The following is a 19,245-nucleotide window of genomic DNA, read 5'->3' as shown; positions in this document are numbered from 1 at the left end:
CGACAAGGCCTTCCGCATTTCCCAAGAAATATTGGAACTTCGACATAGAATAGCATTAATAAAAGTGAAAAGCCGTGCATCAGCACGGCTTTTCACTTTAAATACGGACAGCAGTTCCGCTCACTGCAACCATTAGCATTCCTTCGCGAACTACTTCGTAATCCACGTCGATACCAACAATTGCATTCGCATTTTTTTGTCTTGCGAAAGTTTTCATCTCTTCCATTGCGATGTCGCGTGCTTCTTTTAATTTACTTTCATAAGCACCCGCACGACCGCCGACAACGTCACGGACAGAGGCGAAAAGGTCACGAACGATATTCGCGCCCATAATCGCCTCTCCATTGACGATATCGATATACTCAATAATTTCTTTTCCTTGAATTGTAGACGTTGTTGTTACAATCATGCTTCATAGCCTCCCATATGAGATTTCCATCTACTTATATGATGTGCTAATTCAGTAGAAATTATATTTATGAACTGAACTGTGCTTCGTATAACCTGCTGTATCCTCCGCCTTGCTCAATTAATTCATCATGTGAACCTTGTTCTGCAATACCATCTTTATTTACAACGACGATACGATCTGCATTTTTAATCGTTGCAAGTCTGTGAGCGATAACTAATGTTGTACGGCCGACAGATAGTTCAGCAAGTGATTTTTGAATCGCAAGTTCCGTCTCTGTATCTAATGCGGAAGTCGCTTCATCTAATATTAAAATTGGCGGGTTTTTCAAGAACATACGAGCAATCGCTAGACGTTGCTTCTGTCCACCAGAAAGTTTCACACCACGCTCACCGATAACGGTATCTAAACCGTCTGGTTGTGAGTAAATTAAGTCTTCTAACTGCGCACGTTTTACTGCCTGCCAAATTTCAGCTTCTGACGCCTTTAAGTTTCCGTAAGCGATATTTTCACGAATTGTTCCTGAGAATAAGAACACATCTTGCTGCACAATTCCAATTTGCTTACGAAGTGAAGATAACGTCATATCTTTCGTATCAATACCATCAATTTGAATCGATCCAGACGATTGTTCATAAAAACGTGGTAATAGACTACATAACGTCGTTTTTCCAGCTCCTGATGGTCCTACGAACGCAACTGTTTCACCTGCATGTATTTTCAAACTAATATCATTTAAAATCGGTTCTTTGTTTTCATATCCGAATGTAACGTTGCTATATTGAATATCACCATGTACATGTTTAACTTCCATCGCATCTTTAGAGTCTACAATATCTGGCTCTGTTTCAAGAAGCTCTACATACCTCTTAAAACCAGCGATTCCTTTCGGATAGCTTTCGATTACCGCATTAATTTTTTCAATTGGGCGGAAGAAAATATTCGTTAATAGAACGAATCCGATAAATCCACCGTACGTTAATTCACCTTGCAGAACAAACCATGTACCGCATATTAAGACGAAGAGTGTTACGAGACGCATGAGCATATAACTAATCGATGAATTTAATGCCATAATTTTATACGCCATTAATTTCGTTGTACGGAAACGAGCGTTGTTAACAGCAAATTGCTCTTTCTCAAACTTTTCATTTCCGAATGCTTGTACAACACGGATACCGCCAACGTTGTTCTCAATACATGCATTGAAATCAGCAACGTCTGAGAATAGACGTCTAAACGTACCTGTCATTTTTTTATTGAAGTAAAGTGCCAACCATAATAGGAATGGAATGACGAAGAACGTTAATAGCGCTAACTTCCAGTTGATCATCATCATAAATGAGAATGCCCCAACTAAAGTCATAACAGCGATAAATAAATCTTCTGGCCCATGGTGAGCAATTTCCCCAATTTCCATTAAGTCGTTTGTAAGACGTGAAATTAAATGACCTGTTTTATTATTGTCAAAAAATCTGAATGATAGCTTTTGAATGTGATCAAATAATTTCTGCCTCATATCTGTTTCAATGTTAACACCAAGCATATGTCCCCAATATGTAACGACATATTGTAAGCCTGCATTTAATATATACACTGCAAGTAAACCGAAACAAGCCCATAAAATAAGCGTCCAGTTTTGTCCGGGCAATAACTTATCAATAAATTGATTTACGATAAGCGGGAAGCCAAGTTCTAGTAACCCTGCGACAACTGCGCAAGAAAAGTCGAGTATAAATAAACCTTTATACGGTTTATAGTAAGAAAAAAATTTACGTAGCATATCTTACCTCCATTTTCCAAAATTAAAAAGACTCCCTAAATGATAACCATTATCAAATAATTATTCAAGTTATCCGTCTATGAAACTAAAAAAGTGGATAAATTTAAAAAGCCTAACTCCTCATTTATATCCATGAGAAATTAGGCTTCATTTCTATATGTTACGGATCGCATTCAACCCAAAGTGCTCTACTGATAAGTTTCGTTCCTTTTATTTTTTCACAAATACATCCTTTAAATAGTTCAAAACTTATCATACTCCTGATAAATCTTTCGCTTCTCTGTTCTTATCCGGTAACTTCCAACTGTGCAATAAACGGTTTAACTTGTAGATCTAAAGTTACATATTAACCCACCCTAAAATCCCCTCACTACACTTGGATTTGAAAATAACGACGAACAGTTTCTTTAATCTCATGTTTTTCTAGCTTTTCTTTTGTTTTTTCTTTTCCATCAACAATAATCAGTGTGTCTCCTAACAAGGTGATGCGCCCATTTTCTGTAACTCGTGAAAGGAAATACACCTTATTGAACATTGATTCTGGAGCTGTTTCAGTTAAGACACAAATTGGATGAATGTTTTCCAAGTTCCATTTATGAGACGGCTGTTCAAATCGATATAGCATCTCCCAATCATCATCCGTCTTTTTTTGCAAATAATAAAATGATGTTGTCTCGTCTTTATTTACTCGGTAAAGACCATCACTATCCACAACTTCCTCTCCATTCAACGGAACAGGAATTCTCGGTGAATTACCGCCCATGCCTACATCCACCAAATACTCTTTATGATCAATTGGTGCGATTATGAATAAATGAGCATTTTCAAGAGCCCAAATTCCTTCTCTTACATATACAGTTCCTGCCATAAGATAGGGATCAAATCCTAATTCTTTTAGCAGAAAATAAAATATTCCGTTTAACTCGTAGCACACGCCACCCTTCTTCGCATGAACAATTTTTTGATATAAATCTTCTTCACGCAAAGATAGAGGTTTTCTTGCAAGAATATCAAGATTCTCAAAGTGAACGTTGAGTACATGTTGCTTTTGAAGATGAGATAAGTAAGAGAAACTTACCTCTCTTTTTTCAGATTGAATATGCTCTAAATATTTTTGAATATCCAAAAATCATCCACCTCATTTTTTATCTATATATAAATTCTTATAGTATTTCTTTTCACACTCCTATTATAAAATTGATTATTGATAAACAAAAATATAAAATAACTATCATATTAATAACTTCGAGTATATAAGAGAAGGTGAACATAATTTATGGAATTGCTGCAGCTCAAGTATTTTAAGACAGTCGCTCGGACGGAACATATAACAAAAGCGGCACAAGAACTTCATATCTCCCAACCAGCTTTAAGCGTTACTATCTCTCGATTAGAAGAAGAGTTAGGGGTTCCCTTATTTGATCGAATCGGACGAAAAATCCGTCTAAACACTTTCGGAAAGGCTTTTCTCAAGCAAGTGGATACAGCCCTTGAGGCACTCGAAGTAGGCAAACGACAAGTTACAGATATGGCTGGATTAGAACAAGGAAGTGTTGTAGTAGCTACTACAACTTTAAATCGGGTCTCTGAATTGCTAGCACCTTTCCTAGCCCTATATCCACACATTAACTTCCGCATAACACAAGCATCTACAGAAGAATTAAAAATTCAGCTTCTTGAAAAAGGCGAAATCGACTTTTGTCTCACACCTTCACCTATTGATCGACTAGGAGTCTATAGTCTTCCATTAATGACCGAAGAGATCGTACTAGCTGTACCAAGTACACATCGACTCAAAGATCGCGATCGTATCAAGCTAAGTGAAGTAGCAAATGATCCTTTTATCTCCCTAAAACCAGGGTATAGCTTCCGTGAGATTACAGACAATTTCTGCAGACAAGCTGGGTTTACGCCTAACATTGTATGTGAAGGAGATGAACCTGCAGCAATAAGCGGCTTAGTACGCACTGGACTTGGCGTTGCTTTTTTACCAATCGCAGCAAAAAAGGAATTACCCCCGCTAACGCTTCTCCATATTGAAGAGCCCGTTTGCCAATGGACGCCTCATTTAGTATGGAATGAAAAACACTACTTATCACTTGCTGCACAAACGTTTCGTGAGTTTGTTGTGCAACATTACACTCAAGTAAAACCGTAAATCAAAAAAGAAGAGGCTATATAACTACAATGTTATATAACCTCTTCTTTCATTTTATTATTACATCGCTTCCGAATCCCACTCATGCTCCTGCTGAACAAATACAATACCTAATTCATGATGTCCCCCAGCGTATAATGCCGTTTGAGCAAGGCGAAGCTCTCCATTTGTATCTAATACTTCTAACTTACAAAATGCTCCCGTCGTCTTCGTTTGAAGTGCATCATAAAATTCCTCAGCGCTTCCTGGAATGACTCCATTTACTTTCGTAATTACTTCTCCAGGCAGTAAATTCAGCTCTGCCCCAATTGTATTCGGGATTGTATCTAATACAACAAGCCCATCATTACGTGCAGCGAAGTACGCCGGTCTTGTCTCATCCGCAATTTTTTCTTGCATGGAAATTGTGAAACGCCCAAGCATTGCGACTCCCATTGCGATAATGGCAAGTACGTGCCACCAATAACTTGCGATTCCTAAAACAAGTACAATTCCTGCTAATCCGTAGACACGTCTTCCTGTGAATAATAAAGCTTCTGTTGGCTCATAACTTCTAATCTTTCTCATAAATCCAATTAAAAATGGAACGAGGAATAGAGAATAGGTATGTGAACCGATTGAAACGACAGGCCACCATGAAATAAACTGTGTTACTGCATCACCTGGTACAAGAATAAAAATAGGAACGATCCATAAACGCTTTGATTCGTGTAAACCAATCTTTAGCCCACGCTTACCCTTACGAATCTTCGGCGTAGAATATCCTACTGCATTTTTAGAAATCAACAAGCCCTCTACAACGAGCATGACACCTAGTAAAATAGCAAGAGATACAATCGTACTCTCTTCCCCTTCTCCAAGCTGTAAGAAGGAAACTGGTAGCTTAGAAGATAATAGAACGCATACAATTGCGATACTAAATGTATAAGCTGCTGATAAATATCGATACATAGCAGTTAATCCAAATAATAACGTCCAAAGTAAGATGACCCATAAGCTCGTTTTGGAAACAACAAGGCCAAGTCCAATTGTAATAATAGATACGATTAATCCGTATCCAACTCCCGCAAATAGAGATGTTCGCAGTTCAAACCAAATATCATAAACTTTAAAGGAAAAATCCTTTCGTTCTCGTAACATACGTAAGTATCCAACGAAGATACTACTTATTAAAAATACATAGACAGCAGGGTGTAAGAAAAAACGTCCAACTGCCCGCATTATTTCAAAAATCCATGCCTCCACGAACCCAATCACCACCATTTATATCATTCTTTCTTTTTATATTATCATAACTGGACAAACGTTTGTTTAACACAAAAAAATACAGGCAGCAAACTGCCTGTATTTCTTTTTATTTCACTATTAACTTTAATGCTGACTGTAATTGTAGATCGTTTTCTCCAGAACGGATTTTTTCAATAATTTTAGTTTGAATCGCCTCAGCTGTCTTTTTATCCAGCTGTCCTGTCGCTTCCATCTCATTCGCATTTTGGAATGCTTTCAGCGCTGATTCTGTCTCTTTACTAAAGTATCCATCTTCACGTCCTGGTACATATCCTAAACTCTTAAGCATTTCTTGCGCGTGTTTTACTTGCACATCATTTGAATTGTATGAAAGTGTCTTTTCAATTTGAATTGGTGTCGCATGATAATAATCTGGTTGCTTCACTTCTACTGTTGGCGCGATTCCTTTTTTATGAATCCAGTTTCCATCCGGTGTTAACCATTTAAACATCGTTAATTTAATGTTGCTGCCATCTTTAAATGGAACGGCTTGCTGAACAGTACCTTTACCAAACGTTTTTTCACCAATTAAATCGTATCCTTCTCCCTCTTTTAGCGCACCCGCTAAAATCTCTGAAGCAGAAGCACTTCCGTTATCAATTAATACTGAAATTGGATATGGCTTTTTCTCTTTCAGTTCCGTAGAGAATTTCTTTTTCTCACCATTTCGTTGCTCTACTTGTAGCATCGGCTTTTTATCCGTCATAATTTCCCCTAGTATCTCTTCTACACTATTTAAGTAGCCACCAGGATTACCACGCACATCAATAACTAAGCCTTTTATATTTTTCTTCTCTAACTCTTTTAACTGATCCTTAAATTCTTTCGCCGTATTTTCAGCAAAAGAAGTGATTTGCATATAACCGATATCTTTTCCACTCTCTTGTTTCACAGAACTAAACACTGTGAAGATTGGAATTTTTTCACGCTTAATTTTAAATACAATCGGATCAGCTACTCCTGCACGCTTAATTTCAATCGCGACAGTCGTTCCTTTTTTACCACGAATCTTTAATACTGCTTCTTCACGTGATAAATCTTTCACACTATTTCCATCTACAGATAAAATTTGGTCATTCGGTTTAATTCCAATCTTTTCTGCCGGTGAGCCTTTAATTGGAGATACGATAATAAGCTTACCGTCCGTTTTGTTCACCTCAGCCCCGATCCCCTCTAGCTCAGGATCAAGCGATTCACTAAACTGTTTAGCCGTTTCTTTATCCATATACGTGGAATAAGGGTCCTTCAGCGTAGACAACATGCCTTGTATTGCACCTTCGACTAACTTGTCATCCTTCACGTCTTCCACATAACGTGAATCAATTAGTGCATACGCCTCATTAATTTTTGCCAAATTCCCTTGTGAGGTGCTAGCGTTTCCACTCGAAATTGTTTGCGTTACTTCTGCTGGGTTAACCCCAAATAAAGACATACCTGCAAACATTCCGCCAGCACCAATTAAAAATGCAACAACCATTCCAATAATTGCAACTCTACGTTTCAATGCGGAATTCCCCTTTCCAAAACACACAGGTGGTGTAGCAAAAGGCATCACACAGTGTGTGATGCCTTTACCTATTTCTACTATATGATAAGCTTGTACGAATTATGTTTGCAACTTTTTATACTTTTAAGAAGCGACGAATTGACATTACACTTCCCCACATACCGATTAAAGCCCCGATTAACACTAGTAAACCAGCTAATTGGAATACGAAAGGACTGTATGGTAGAAGTTCGAAAATTGTTCCGCCAAGTTTTTCGTTAAACACACTTTGTAGTGAATTATACGTAACTAGAATTAAGCCAATTGGAATAATTGATCCTAATACTCCTAGGAATAATCCCTCTAATAAGAACGGCCAACGAATAAACCAGTTTGTTGCACCTACCAGTTTCATAATTTCGATTTCTGTACTACGAGCATAAATTGTAATTTTAATTGTATTAGAGATTAAGAACATCGCTGTGAATAAAAGACCTGCAATTAACGCAATCCCGATATTACGTCCTGTTTTTACAGTATCAAATAATTTTTCAACTTGGCCTTTACCGTATTGAACATTACTTACAAACTGCATTTTCTCAATCTTTTTCGCGATTGTCGCTGTATCTGTTGGTTCTTTTGCTTTTACAATAAATACGTTTTTAAGTGGGTTATCTTGTTCAAATAACTCAAACGTTTTTCCGCTATCACCTAAGCTTTTAATTAAGCGTTTTAGCTCTTCTTCTTTAGAAGAATATTTAATAGATTCTACTTTCGCAATCTTACTCATATCATCTTCTAATTTCTTTTGATCAGCTTCTTTTGCTGCTGGATCAATGTGTACACGAATTTCTACATCTTGCTCTACTTTCGTCGCAAAATGGTTCATATTCATAATCGCTGTTAAAAAGACACCTACAAGTAATAATGTAACTGTTACTGCACTAACAGAAGCAAACGTCATCCATCCATTACGTGATAGATTCTTTACACCTTCTCGCAAATGTCGACTAAGGGTCTTAGCCTTCATATCCGTATCCTCCCTCAATCTCATCTCGAACAATTTTTCCGCCTTCAATCGCGATTACACGATGACGAATTGTATTTACGATATCTGAGTTATGTGTCGCCATAACAATCGTTGTACCACGCTCGTTAATACGCGTAAAAATCTTCATAATATCAAGAGCTGTTTCAATATCTAAGTTACCTGTTGGCTCATCGGCAATTACAACCTTTGGTCTATTAACAATTGCTCTCGCAATCGCAACACGTTGCTGCTCTCCGCCCGAAAGTTCACTTGGTAGTGCGTCTGCACGATCCTCAAGACCTACAAGACCTAAAACTTCTGTTACACGCTCACGAATGGCTTCTTTTTCTTCTTCAATTACTTCTAAGGCAAACGCAACATTCTCATATACCGTTAACTTAGGTAGTAATTTAAAATCTTGGAAAATTACGCCTAATTGACGACGGAAATATGGAACATCTCTTTCTGCTAATGTTTCAATAACAAGTCCATTTACATTAATTGATCCTGTAGATGGCTTCTCTTCACGATACATCATTTTAATAAATGTAGATTTCCCGGCTCCACTCGGTCCAACTACGTATACAAACTCACCTTGTTTAATGTTAACTGTAAGACCAGCAATGGCTTTCATACCATTCGGGTACTCCTTATAAACATTCGTCATTTTTATCATTATTTATCACCCAATACTTAATGATTTTTTTCGAAATACTTTTCTGTACATCTGAAAATAAAAGATAACCTTTTATTCTCGCTTAACCACTCTTGTTGAAGGTAGTCTACTTACAATCTTTTTATAAGCAATACTACTATGTAATATATTTCAGCAAAATTCTACAAACCTCATTGTAACATCAAACGGTTTCCAGTTCGGATACATTTTTGTTACAGTTATGTTACACCCCGAAAAAAGGAAACGAGTCGTCATAGTTCTTACCCAAAATCATTTTGGGATAAGATTATATAACCAACCCGTCCAGTTTACCTTTTTTATTTATGTTCAGCTAACCACTCAGCTACTTTTTTCGCATCCTCACCTTGAATGATTCCTGGTGACATGGAACCGCGACCTTTTTCAATAATCTTTTCAATCTCTGCTGCATCATATTTCTGTCCCACTTTTCGTAAATCCGGTCCAGTTGCTCCCGATAAATCTTTCGCGTGACAGCCTATACAACTTTTTTGGTAAATTTGCTCTGCGCTATCTGTGCTTGCAGATTGTTTCGAAGGCTTACTCTCTTCTTTATTTCCACATGCTCCTAAAGCAAAAACGACTGATGTTCCTAACGCAATAGCCAACAATTTCTTTTTCACTTCTATCGCTCCCCATTGTTGATATTCTTTTCATTCCTAACACACTCATTTTCATTATAAGCACTATCTTTATATAGAAAAACTAAGGTATATTTCATATTTTTCAAAAATACAGTAAAAACCCTGATAATATAAAGCTTTCATAAGTTGTTTCAATTCTGTGAACAACATAAAAACTTCTATAAAGAATTCTTGTTGAACAGAAAATCACAAAAGTTCTGTTCAAGTCTTACTCTATTACCGCTCTGTTTTACTATTCTCTACTTTTTACAATACAATATACAACATTGTATGCTACATATAATCTCATCAAAAAGAGAAGTTGTCGTTTCCAACTTCTCTTCCTCTTTACTTCATCTATAGAAATAAAATCAAATTCTTTATATCCTCGATTATCCTCAGCATACGCCGACAACTTTGTTGGCTTTTTTTCGCTTATTAGATGCGAGAACGTAAGTAAGCATCAATAAATGGATCAATTTCTCCATCCATAACTGCTTGTACGTTACCAACCTCTGTATTTGTACGGTGGTCTTTCACAAGAGAATACGGGTGGAATACGTAAGAACGAATTTGGCTACCCCATCCGATTTCTTTTTGTTCACCGCGAATTTCATCTAACTCCGCTTGTTGCTCTTCTAATTTCTTTTGATATAATTTCGCTTTTAACATTTTCATCGCGTGCTCACGGTTTTTAATTTGCGAACGCTCTGACTGACATGTTACAACTGTGTTTGTTGGTGTATGTGTAATACGAACTGCTGAGTCTGTCGTATTAATATGCTGTCCACCTGCACCACTTGCACGGTACGTATCAACTTTTAAGTCTTCTGAACGTATTTCGATTTCAACTTCATCATTGAACTCAGGTACAACTTCACAAGATACGAACGATGTATGACGACGGCCTGAAGAATCGAATGGCGAAATACGTACAAGACGATGTACACCTTTCTCTGCCTTTAAATAACCGTAAGCGTTATGACCTTTAATTAATAAAGTAACACTCTTAATACCAGCTTCATCACCTGGTAAGTAGTCAACCGTTTCTACTTTAAACCCACGTTTTTCAGCCCAACGTGTGTACATACGTAATAACATAGAACCCCAGTCTTGTGACTCTGTTCCACCAGCACCTGGGTGTAATTCTAAAATAGCGTTATTTTTATCATAAGGATCGCTTAGTAATAACTGAAGCTCATACTCATTCATTTCTTGAATTAAGCCTTTCACTTCAGATTCAAGTTCCTCATGTAAATCTTCATCATACTCTTCTTTTAAAAGCTCATGCGTGATTTCTAAATTTTCGAAGGTCTCATCTAACTGACGGAACTTTCCAACCATCTCTTTCAGTGCATTAGCTTCGTTAATTACAGCTTGTGCACCTTGTTGGTCATCCCAAAATCCTGCACCCATCATTGTCTCTTCTAACTCTGCAATTTGTTTCTCCTTAGTAGGAAGGTCAAAGAGACCCCCTAAAAGCCGCTAATCTCTTAGCCATTTTCTCTAATTCTTGTCTAATTTCTACTAATTCCATTTCCTTCACCTCTATGTAATTGCTGTTACTTTCTTATGAGAACAAGGGAAACTCTCTCCACTTATGACGGAGAGAGTTTAAACTTTCTTAATTATACATTTTTGATGTAAAATTTTGCAAAGCAATCTGGGCTATCGCCCTGTATTACTTCCCGATACCACAGCAGTTTTTATATTTTTTACCGCTACCACATTTACATAAATCGTTGCGGCCTACTTGGTCACCTTTTACAACTGGTTTTTTCTTCGCCTCTTCGCCATCACTAGATGGATGAACAGCTTCACCTTGAACAACTTCTTGACGCTCTAAGTTTTGTTCAATTTCAGCTTTCATAATGTAACGAGAGATTTCCTCTTCAATAGAAGCAATCATTGACTCGAACATTGCGAATCCTTCCATTTGATACTCACGAAGTGGATCAATTTGACCGTAAGCACGTAAATGAATACCTTCACGAAGGTGATCCATCGCATCAATATGCTCTGTCCATTTCGTATCTACTACACGGAATACAACAACTTTTTCAAACTCACGCATTTGCTCTTCTGGCAGAAGCTTTTCTTTGTCGTTGTAACGCTCTATTAATTTCGTGATAATTGGCTCGCTCATTTCCTCTGGAGCAAGACGACGTAACTCTTCTTCTTTTATATCACCTTCTTGCAGAAGGTTTGTATTTAAGTAGTCAACAAGACCTTTAATGTTCCAATCTTCTTCAATTTCCTCTTGTGTATGAAGCGCAACAGCACGTTCTACTGTAGATTTCATCATACCTTCAATAATACTGCGTAAGTTCTCAGAATCCATTACTTCTTGACGCTGTTTGTAAATAACTTCACGTTGCTGACGAAGTACATCATCGTACTGCAGTAACTGCTTACGTGCATCATAGTTATTTCCTTCTACGCGTTTTTGTGCAGATTCTACCGCACGAGAAACCATTTTACTTTCAATCGGCTGTGAATCATCCATACCAAGACGATCCATCATCGCTTTCATATTGTCAGAACCGAAGCGGCGCATTAGTTCATCTTCCATAGACAAGTAGAACTGCGTTACACCAGGGTCCCCTTGACGACCAGCACGACCACGTAACTGATTATCAATACGACGGCTTTCGTGACGCTCTGTACCGATAACTGCTAGACCAACGTTTTTAATATCGTCTCCAAGCTTAATATCCGTACCACGACCAGCCATATTCGTCGCAATCGTTACAGCACCTTTCATACCAGCTTCTGCAATGATATCTGCTTCTCGCGCATGGTTTTTCGCATTTAAAATGTTATGGCGTACACCTTTACGTGTTAACATTTTTGAAATAAGCTCTGACGTTTCAATTGCAACTGTTCCGACAAGAATAGGTTGCCCTTGTTTATGACGATTTACAATATCCTCAACAACTGCATTGAATTTGCCTTCCATTGATTTGAAGATTAAATCAGCACGGTCATCACGAATAATATCTTTGTTCGTTGGAATTACGATAACATTCATATTGTAAATACTACGGAATTCTTCTTCTTCCGTTTTCGCTGTACCAGTCATACCAGATAACTTTTCATACATACGGAAATAGTTCTGGAACGTAATTGTTGCGAGTGTCATACTTTCATTTTGAATTTCTACGCCTTCTTTTGCTTCAATAGCTTGGTGCAAACCTTCGCTATAACGACGACCTTTCATAAGACGACCAGTGAATTGGTCTACAATTACGATTTCGCCTTCTTGTACAACATAATCTGTATCAAGGTGCATGACAACGTGTGCACGGAGCGCCTGATTAATATGGTGAAGAAGTGCGACATGTTTTAAATCGAATAAGTTTTCAATATGGAAAGCTTTCTCTGCTTTCGTAATACCATCTTCAGTTAACATTACATTTTTCGTTTTCACATCAAATGAATACTCTTTTTCATTTTCTAATGTACGAACGAATGCATTTGCAAACATGTATAGCTCTGTTGATTTTTGAGCTTGTCCCGAAATAATAAGCGGCGTACGTGCTTCATCGACTAAAATAGAATCGACTTCATCGATAATAGCAAAATGAAGTGGACGCTGAACGCACTGTTCCCTATATAAAACCATGTTGTCACGTAAGTAATCGAATCCAAGCTCATTATTTGTGCTATACGTAATATCAGCAGCATAAGCCTCTTGTTTCTCTTCGCGTGACATACTGTTTAAGTTAATTCCTACTGTTAAGCCAAGGAACTCATGAAGTTGTCCCATTTCGCTCGCATCACGTTGTGCTAAGTATTCATTGACCGTAACAACGTGAACACCTTTTCCTGTTAAAGCATTTAAATATACAGGTAATGTAGATGTTAACGTTTTACCTTCACCCGTTTTCATCTCAGAGATATTTCCTTCATGTAAGGCAATACCACCCATTAACTGCACGCCGTACGGACGCATTCCAAGAACACGAGTGGCAGCTTCGCGAACAACTGCAAAAGCTTCTGGAAGTAGATCATCTACTGTCTCACCTTTTGTTAGACGTTCTTTAAATTCAAGCGTCTTTCCTTTTAATTGCTCATCTGTTAGTGGCTTAATAGATGATTCTAATGCATCAATTTGCTCAACTGTCTTCTGCATACGTTTAATTTGGCGTTGATTTACATCAAATACCTTTTTTAAAATACCGATCATAGGAAATACGCTCCTCTTTTTTATTAAAATAAAACTTCCGATTGTTTTTTCTTTTTCTATTACAATCAGTCGTTATAAAAATCAAATGTATGTTATGCCAATTTTTCTCCTAATTAAAAAAACTAAAATGTATATACCTAATGATAATTGTAACACTTGTCTTATAACTATGACAACAATCGGCCGAATGTCTCGTTCTAAATTAAGAAAACTTTTTAAAAAAATCTATTTTCAGCAAAAAAAGCGCAGCCATTTCGGCTGCGCTTTTGAATTATTATTTAGTTTCGATTAAACCATATTTCCCATCTTTACGGCCATATACAACATTAGTTTCATTTGTATCAGCATTTGTGAAGACGAAGAAATTATGCCCTAGCATATCCATTTGTAGGATCGCTTCTTCAACGTCCATCGGTTTTAAATCAAATCGTTTTGTACGTACAAGTTCTAATTCATCCTCTTCTACCGCATCCAGAACAGCTACTGCTTCTGGAAGGATAAAGTTCGTTTTCACAGAACCTTTCTCACGTAACTTACGATTTACCTTTGTTTTATGTTTACGAATTTGTCGCTCAAGTTTATCAACTACTAAATCGATAGCAGCGTACATATCGCTATTAGTTTCTTCTGCACGAAGTAATAAATCAGTAAATGGAATTGTTACCTCGACACGTTGCTTGTCAGAGTATACTTTTAAATTAACTTTAATCTCTGGGAATGTATCAAAATAACGCTCTAACTTACTTAGTTTTTTCTCTACATATTCCTTTAATGCTGGAGTTACTTCAATATTTTCACCACGAATGTTGAATTTCATAGATGAATTCCTCCTTTCAAGCCTATGTACTATAATTTCGACATTGGCTTAAAAATTCCTTCTAACTTTTTTAAAAAAATTAGTGGAATTGCGATTTTTTTATCGTTTTTTGTTGAAATGAAAAGATGCATCGTTTCTATCTTTATTTTATCCTATTAACATCGTGAATAACGAATATAACTGTGGACAATTCGTTACAGAAAAGAAACAACTTTTTGACAACTTGATTCATAACAAAAACCTCTTGCAAAAAACAAGAGGTTCTACTATATATATAACGTTGCCACAAACGCAGCTTTCTCTACCCAAAAACAATATTCCTACAGTTTTACAACATTAGCTGCTTGTGGCCCACGTGCTCCATCTACAATGTCAAACTCAACTTGTTGCCCTTCTTCTAATGACTTATATCCATCTTGTTGAATAGCAGAAAAATGAACAAACACATCATCACCATCTTCACGCTCAATAAACCCAAATCCCTTTTCTGCATTGAACCATTTCACTCTTCCTTGCATGTTCATTCCATTCCCTTCACTCTAAAAATCAGGGCATTCGCCCCATACTTTGACTATAACGAATGACAACTTACGAAGTCAAAGAAGACTTATCGTCTTTTTATTATCCCTTTCGACAGTTACAGATCAACTTCTACAAAGCGTCAAACTAGAAACTTCCCTTGCTCCTCTACCGTATAAAAGACTTCCAATTTGTCTAACTGTAATTCCTGTCGTATATACATCATCAACGAGTAAAATATGTTGATCATGAAACATATCTTCTCCCTGAAAATAAAAAGGATTACTTCCCGAAAGCCTTTCTTTACGTGTCTTCTTACTTTGCTTTTCTGTTTCCCTTCTTCTTAATGAGGGATAAGAAATTTTGACAGGTAAACATGCTGCTAATAACTCTGCCTGATTAAAACCACGTTCATATTCCCGTTCCCTACTAAGCGGAACAGCAATAACACTTGAAATGCTCGTAAAATGCTTTTGAAATAGCTCTCGAAAGGATCGATAAAAAATATGAACTAACTCCGCATCTCCCCGAAACTTAAACTGTGCTAATATTTCTTTCATCTCATCATCGTACACGTGCAAAGAACGATTTTTAAAAGGACGATACTTCTCCTCTTTTATCCACCTTATGCAATCCACACAAATATCATTTTCTTTATATTCGGAAGTCAAGTCCTCTAAAGGTCGCCCACACTCCATGCAAATCTCTCCTATAATATAGGAAAGTTTCCGCTCACACCTATCACATATATATTTTTTGTGAGACTTTACAAAGAAGGTGTACCAACTAACTGTTTCCAACATATATTCATCGCAAAGTAGACAATGCATTAATCGATTAATCCTTGTTCTTTCGCCTTTTTGTTCATACTTTGAATATGCCTTTTCGCGCGTACCATCGCCTCTGTCTTACCACAATGAAAATAAACGACCTCGCCATAAGGTTCTTCAAAACTACGACCTGCTCGGCCGGCAATTTGTACGAGCGCACTTTCTAAAAAGATTTCTTCTTCCGCCCCTAACACCGCAACTTGTAAATTCTTCACAGTTACTCCTCTCTCTAAAATTGTCGTTGTAACTAATAACGGAATTTCTCCCTTTCTGAAAGCTGCTACTTTTTCTTTTCTCATCGGATCTTCTGCATGTACACCATCGATTCTAGGATCCAACGTTTTCAATATCAGGCTCAATTCTTTTATATATCGCACATGAGGAACAAATAAAAAAATGGGATATTTTTTGCTTACGTACATTTTTAACCATTGTAGTAACACTCGAGGAATTCTTTTATGGTGGAGACTTTTCTTCCAATTTCCGCACCAGCAAAATAAAGGAACTGGTAACGGATGACGATGGTATCGTCCAGAGACAATGATACCTTTTTGTTTACCACTTCTGAAATTATGTTTCCACTTTTCATCGGGAGTTGCCGTTAAATAAATACGCGCCGCTTTCTCTTTCATCGCTTGTTGCACTGCATACTGTAACATTTTATCCGCATAATACGGGAAGGCATCTATCTCATCTACAACCATGACATGAAACGCTCGATAGTAACGTAACAATTGATGCGTAGTTGCAACGACTAACGCTGCATCTTTTTCCCGGTCTACACTCCCTCCGTATAAAGCAGCTACATTTATATGTGGAAACACTTCTTGTAATCTCGGTGCTAATTCTAGTACAACATCTGTTCTTGGTGTTGCGATACAAACCCTTTCTCCTTTTCGCAATGCCTCTTCCATACCGTAAAATAACATTTCTGTCTTTCCAGCCCCGCAGACAGCCCAAATAAAAAAAGAGTCTTTCTTCTTAATAGCTTCTATAACACCTTGCGCCGCCAACTCCTGACCAGTAGACAAGGCCCCGTTCCACTGTAACGGATTTAAACCTTTTTCTCCTTTTCTTTCAGCGATCCCACGAACGAGTACAGCACATTCACTTACCCTCCCCATCGTTATACACTTCCGGCAATACGTACATACTTTACTGCACCTTTTACATAAAAATGACGCAAATAGTCGCTGCTCTATATTTCCGCAGCGCTGACACATATATTTAGAAGCTTTCTTTTTTACACCTTGTACACATACGACCTCCCTCTTCTTTTTCAAATCTTGTAATGTATCCCGTAAATCTGAAGAGAGTTCCTCTAATAGTAACTGTTTCCCTGCTAACATCAGCAACCACCTCCAGCACTACTATAAACCTTTCTCATAATCTCGTAAAAACTCAAAAAAGCCGATAACCTACTTATAAAATAGTAAGCTATCGACTTTATACACGTTTTTTATTAAATTATAATCCTATAATCTTCCGTAACCTAAGAAATGTTTTTGGTTGTAACTACTGCTTAAGCTAGCGTAAGCAATCCCTTTATCACCAGCATGAATCATTTGGCCATTCCCAACGTAAATACCGATGTGAGATGGACCTGGTTTATAAGTACCTTGGAAGAATACTAAATCTCCAGGTTGTGGGCTACTTACTCTAGAAACTGAATTCCAGTAACCTGCAACGTCTTGACGTCCTACACCATAGATGTAAGAAATGAATCCACTACAGTCAAAACCACCGTTTGATGGAGATGCACTTCCCCAAACATATGGTAAGCCTAAGTAGTTTCGTGCTTTAGCAATTACGCCAGTATCCGGAGTTGGAGCTGGTGCCGGGTTTTGCTCTGGTTTTTTCGTTTCTTGCTTAGGTGCTTCTTTTTTAGGTTCTTCCTTTTTAGGCTCTTCTTTTTGAGCTTGTCCACCATTGTTTGCTGGTGCTGCAGGTGCAACTTGCTCTGCTGGTGCTTGTGCTGGCTGAGCTTGCGCATCTTTAGCAGCTTGTTCTGCTTGTTTTTGAGCAGCAGCTTCTTGTGCCGCTTTCTCTTGTGCTTCTTGTTCAGCAATACGTTGTAATTGTAATGCTTGTTTTTCAAGATCTTTCAATTGACTTTCCGTACTTGTCATTGAAGTTACAACTGTATCCATTTTACCACTTAAATCGTTTACTGCTGTTGCTTTTTTCGCTTTTTCAGCGTCAAGTTCTTTCTTAGCAGTTTCAATTTGAGCTTGTGCTTCTTTTAATTCTTTTTGCTTTGTTTTTACCGTTTCAACATCTTTTTTCACGTTCGCTTGATCTTCTTGTTGTGTTTTCATGATATCTTCGTCAGACTCAAGAATTTTAGAAACAGAAGTTAAACGATCAACTAAATCTGCAACGTTTTTAGAGTTTACAAGAACTTCTGTTACAACGTTCGTGTTTGGTTGCTCTTGAAGTGCAACTAAACGTTTTCTTAATAACTCTTCACGTTTTGCAATTTTCGTTTGTAGTTCTGCAATATCTTTATTTTTATTTTCGATTAATTGCTCAGTATCCGCAACTTTTTTCGTTGTTTCATCAAGTTTTGAAGCATTCTCTTGAACAGATTTATCCAAACCTTGAATTGTTTTGTTTAAGTCATTCATTTGCTTTTGTAATACATCACGTTCTTGTTGTTGTTTATGTAAAGTGTCATTTTGTGTATTAATTTGTGATTTCACGTCAGAAATTTTATCTTCTGCAAATACATTTGGTGTTAGTCCTGAAAACATTAACCCTGCAACTAATGCGCAAGATGCCATTTTTAGCTTTTTCATTTTATTTTTTACACCGCTTTCTTTTGTCTTTTTTCCGTATATAACCTATAAAATTTATACCATAATTCGGGATTTTTTTTGCTAATGTTACGCTATTGTAAAACAAATGTAATATTATATGTAACTCTATCGCAAAATATGCATATTTTTGTATATATGTGTAGAATTTTAAAAGCTTTTTATAAGCAAAAAAAAACGCAAGGTTTCCCTTACGTTTTGTTACATACACTAATACAAATGAAATCAAAATGTTATTTCATCCATTTCTCAGCCCAATTTTGGACTTCATCCATAACACTTTCTAATGCTTTCCCTTTTTCAGTTAAGCCGTACTCGATTCGCACTGGTACTTCCGGATAAACATTACGAACTACAATACCTTCACTTTCCAATTCCTTTAAACGCTCTGATAACATACGATCGCTCATATTCGGTATAATATCTGCGATTTCTCTAAAACGTTTTGACTCTTCAAGCAAAGATTTAATAATTAAGCCAGTCCATTTTTTACTAAGCAAAGTAAAAGCTGACTCAAACTTTGGACATAAACAAGAATTATGCTCCATATGTTTCACCTCTCTTCTATTATAATATAGTTTCTTGTAAAAAGTAAGTTATAAAA

General features: G+C 37.1%; 17 protein-coding genes. 1 reads left to right on the top strand and 16 read right to left on the bottom strand.

All coding sequences use genetic code 11. The annotated features are described in order from the left end of the window. Nucleotides 1–97 precede the first annotated feature (97 nt). The 3 genes from DN392_RS09595 to DN392_RS09585 all read right to left on the bottom strand — a co-directional run bounded on the left by DN392_RS09595 (nucleotide 98) and on the right by DN392_RS09585 (nucleotide 3,318). Nucleotides 98–409 carry a heavy metal-binding domain-containing protein gene (locus tag DN392_RS09595; RefSeq protein WP_000637523.1) on the bottom strand — a complete coding sequence of 104 codons (312 nt, stop codon included), beginning with the start codon at nucleotides 407–409 and terminating at the stop codon, nucleotides 98–100. Nucleotides 410–476: 67 nt separating this feature from the next. Beyond that, the gene (locus DN392_RS09590) at nucleotides 477–2,192 is read right to left on the bottom strand and encodes an ABC transporter ATP-binding protein (RefSeq protein ID WP_000944611.1); all 1,716 of its coding nucleotides are present in this window, start codon (nucleotides 2,190–2,192) and stop codon (nucleotides 477–479) included. A 370-nt stretch (nucleotides 2,193–2,562) separates the two neighbouring features. Further along, a complete protein-coding gene (locus tag DN392_RS09585; protein ID WP_000354455.1) occupies nucleotides 2,563–3,318 on the bottom strand; it encodes an arylamine N-acetyltransferase family protein in 756 nt (251 codons plus the stop codon). A 150-nt stretch (nucleotides 3,319–3,468) separates the two neighbouring features. Between DN392_RS09585 and DN392_RS09580 the strand changes: the two genes are divergently transcribed. Continuing rightward, entirely contained in the window at nucleotides 3,469–4,350 is an 882-nt protein-coding gene (locus DN392_RS09580) for a LysR family transcriptional regulator (protein WP_064470717.1), read from the top strand. 60 nt (nucleotides 4,351–4,410) lie between these two features. Here DN392_RS09580 and DN392_RS09575 read toward each other — a convergent pair whose 3' ends face one another. From DN392_RS09575 to DN392_RS09515, 13 genes are all read right to left on the bottom strand, one after another. After that, entirely contained in the window at nucleotides 4,411–5,613 is a 1,203-nt protein-coding gene (locus DN392_RS09575; RefSeq protein ID WP_048566663.1) for a PDZ domain-containing protein, read from the bottom strand. 91 nt (nucleotides 5,614–5,704) lie between these two features. Continuing rightward, a complete protein-coding gene (locus tag DN392_RS09570; RefSeq protein WP_000830301.1) occupies nucleotides 5,705–7,141 on the bottom strand; it encodes a S41 family peptidase in 1,437 nt (478 codons plus the stop codon). A 118-nt stretch (nucleotides 7,142–7,259) separates the two neighbouring features. Continuing rightward, nucleotides 7,260–8,153: a permease-like cell division protein FtsX gene (gene ftsX / locus DN392_RS09565; RefSeq protein ID WP_000645020.1), complete on the bottom strand. Its 894-nt coding sequence runs from the start codon at nucleotides 8,151–8,153 to the stop codon at nucleotides 7,260–7,262. Beyond that, nucleotides 8,143–8,829 (bottom strand): cell division ATP-binding protein FtsE, encoded by a 687-nt coding sequence (gene ftsE / locus DN392_RS09560; RefSeq protein WP_000594325.1) that lies wholly within the window; start codon nucleotides 8,827–8,829, stop codon nucleotides 8,143–8,145. Before ftsE ends, ftsX begins: the two co-directional genes overlap by 11 nt. 317 nt (nucleotides 8,830–9,146) lie before the next feature. Further along, nucleotides 9,147–9,470, bottom strand: coding sequence for a cytochrome c551 (cccB, locus tag DN392_RS09555; protein WP_000727965.1), 324 nt, complete (start codon nucleotides 9,468–9,470; stop codon nucleotides 9,147–9,149). A gap of 438 nt (nucleotides 9,471–9,908) precedes the next feature. Beyond that, a protein-coding gene (gene prfB / locus DN392_RS09550; protein WP_096001656.1) for a peptide chain release factor 2 occupies nucleotides 9,909–11,007 on the bottom strand; the annotation gives its coding sequence in 2 pieces (ribosomal slippage) (nucleotides 9,909–10,934 and nucleotides 10,936–11,007; 1,098 coding nt in all). A 144-nt stretch (nucleotides 11,008–11,151) separates the two neighbouring features. After that, entirely contained in the window at nucleotides 11,152–13,659 is a 2,508-nt protein-coding gene (gene secA, locus DN392_RS09545; RefSeq protein ID WP_000579394.1) for a preprotein translocase subunit SecA, read from the bottom strand. Nucleotides 13,660–13,933: 274 nt separating this feature from the next. Continuing rightward, the gene (gene hpf, locus DN392_RS09540; RefSeq protein WP_000671193.1) at nucleotides 13,934–14,476 is read right to left on the bottom strand and encodes a ribosome hibernation-promoting factor, HPF/YfiA family; all 543 of its coding nucleotides are present in this window, start codon (nucleotides 14,474–14,476) and stop codon (nucleotides 13,934–13,936) included. Nucleotides 14,477–14,796: 320 nt separating this feature from the next. Further along, nucleotides 14,797–14,994 carry a cold shock protein CspC gene (cspC, locus tag DN392_RS09535; protein WP_001990088.1) on the bottom strand — a complete coding sequence of 66 codons (198 nt, stop codon included), beginning with the start codon at nucleotides 14,992–14,994 and terminating at the stop codon, nucleotides 14,797–14,799. Nucleotides 14,995–15,120: 126 nt separating this feature from the next. After that, the gene (locus DN392_RS09530) at nucleotides 15,121–15,825 is read right to left on the bottom strand and encodes a ComF family protein (RefSeq protein ID WP_088321296.1); all 705 of its coding nucleotides are present in this window, start codon (nucleotides 15,823–15,825) and stop codon (nucleotides 15,121–15,123) included. Then, nucleotides 15,825–17,174: an ATP-dependent helicase ComFA gene (gene comFA / locus DN392_RS09525; RefSeq protein ID WP_064449594.1), complete on the bottom strand. Its 1,350-nt coding sequence runs from the start codon at nucleotides 17,172–17,174 to the stop codon at nucleotides 15,825–15,827. The genes DN392_RS09530 and comFA overlap by 1 nt, the downstream gene beginning before the upstream one ends. A gap of 126 nt (nucleotides 17,175–17,300) precedes the next feature. Further along, nucleotides 17,301–18,623 carry a C40 family peptidase gene (locus tag DN392_RS09520; protein ID WP_000734336.1) on the bottom strand — a complete coding sequence of 441 codons (1,323 nt, stop codon included), beginning with the start codon at nucleotides 18,621–18,623 and terminating at the stop codon, nucleotides 17,301–17,303. A 251-nt stretch (nucleotides 18,624–18,874) separates the two neighbouring features. After that, nucleotides 18,875–19,189 (bottom strand): winged helix-turn-helix transcriptional regulator, encoded by a 315-nt coding sequence (locus tag DN392_RS09515; protein WP_000400858.1) that lies wholly within the window; start codon nucleotides 19,187–19,189, stop codon nucleotides 18,875–18,877. Between the last annotated feature and the right edge of the window lie 56 nt (nucleotides 19,190–19,245).

It is taken from the genome of Bacillus sp. BB51/4, assembly GCF_008368845.1.
In the GTDB taxonomy this organism is placed as follows: Bacteria; Bacillota; Bacilli; order Bacillales; family Bacillaceae_G; genus Bacillus_A; species Bacillus_A wiedmannii.
The sequence above is the reverse complement of the archived record's forward strand: the minus strand, read 5'-3'. Positions and strand labels throughout refer to the sequence as shown.

Bases quoted from the DNA above. Each gene is read 5' to 3' on its own strand.
- DN392_RS09595 (WP_000637523.1), bottom strand. From the start codon at position 409: ATGATTGTAACAACAACGTCTACAATTCAAGGAAAAGAAATTATTGAG.
- DN392_RS09590 (WP_000944611.1), bottom strand. From the start codon at position 2,192: ATGCTACGTAAATTTTTTTCTTACTATAAACCGTATAAAGGTTTATTT.
- DN392_RS09580 (WP_064470717.1), top strand. From the start codon at position 3,469: ATGGAATTGCTGCAGCTCAAGTATTTTAAGACAGTCGCTCGGACGGAA.
- DN392_RS09575 (WP_048566663.1), bottom strand. From the start codon at position 5,613: ATGGTGGTGATTGGGTTCGTGGAGGCATGGATTTTTGAAATAATGCGG.
- ftsX (WP_000645020.1), bottom strand. From the start codon at position 8,153: ATGAAGGCTAAGACCCTTAGTCGACATTTGCGAGAAGGTGTAAAGAAT.
- ftsE (WP_000594325.1), bottom strand. From the start codon at position 8,829: ATGATAAAAATGACGAATGTTTATAAGGAGTACCCGAATGGTATGAAA.
- secA (WP_000579394.1), bottom strand. From the start codon at position 13,659: ATGATCGGTATTTTAAAAAAGGTATTTGATGTAAATCAACGCCAAATT.
- hpf (WP_000671193.1), bottom strand. From the start codon at position 14,476: ATGAAATTCAACATTCGTGGTGAAAATATTGAAGTAACTCCAGCATTA.
- cspC (WP_001990088.1), bottom strand. From the start codon at position 14,994: ATGCAAGGAAGAGTGAAATGGTTCAATGCAGAAAAGGGATTTGGGTTT.
- DN392_RS09530 (WP_088321296.1), bottom strand. From the start codon at position 15,825: ATGCATTGTCTACTTTGCGATGAATATATGTTGGAAACAGTTAGTTGG.
- comFA (WP_064449594.1), bottom strand. From the start codon at position 17,174: ATGTTAGCAGGGAAACAGTTACTATTAGAGGAACTCTCTTCAGATTTA.
- DN392_RS09520 (WP_000734336.1), bottom strand. From the start codon at position 18,623: ATGAAAAAGCTAAAAATGGCATCTTGCGCATTAGTTGCAGGGTTAATG.
- DN392_RS09515 (WP_000400858.1), bottom strand. From the start codon at position 19,189: ATGGAGCATAATTCTTGTTTATGTCCAAAGTTTGAGTCAGCTTTTACT.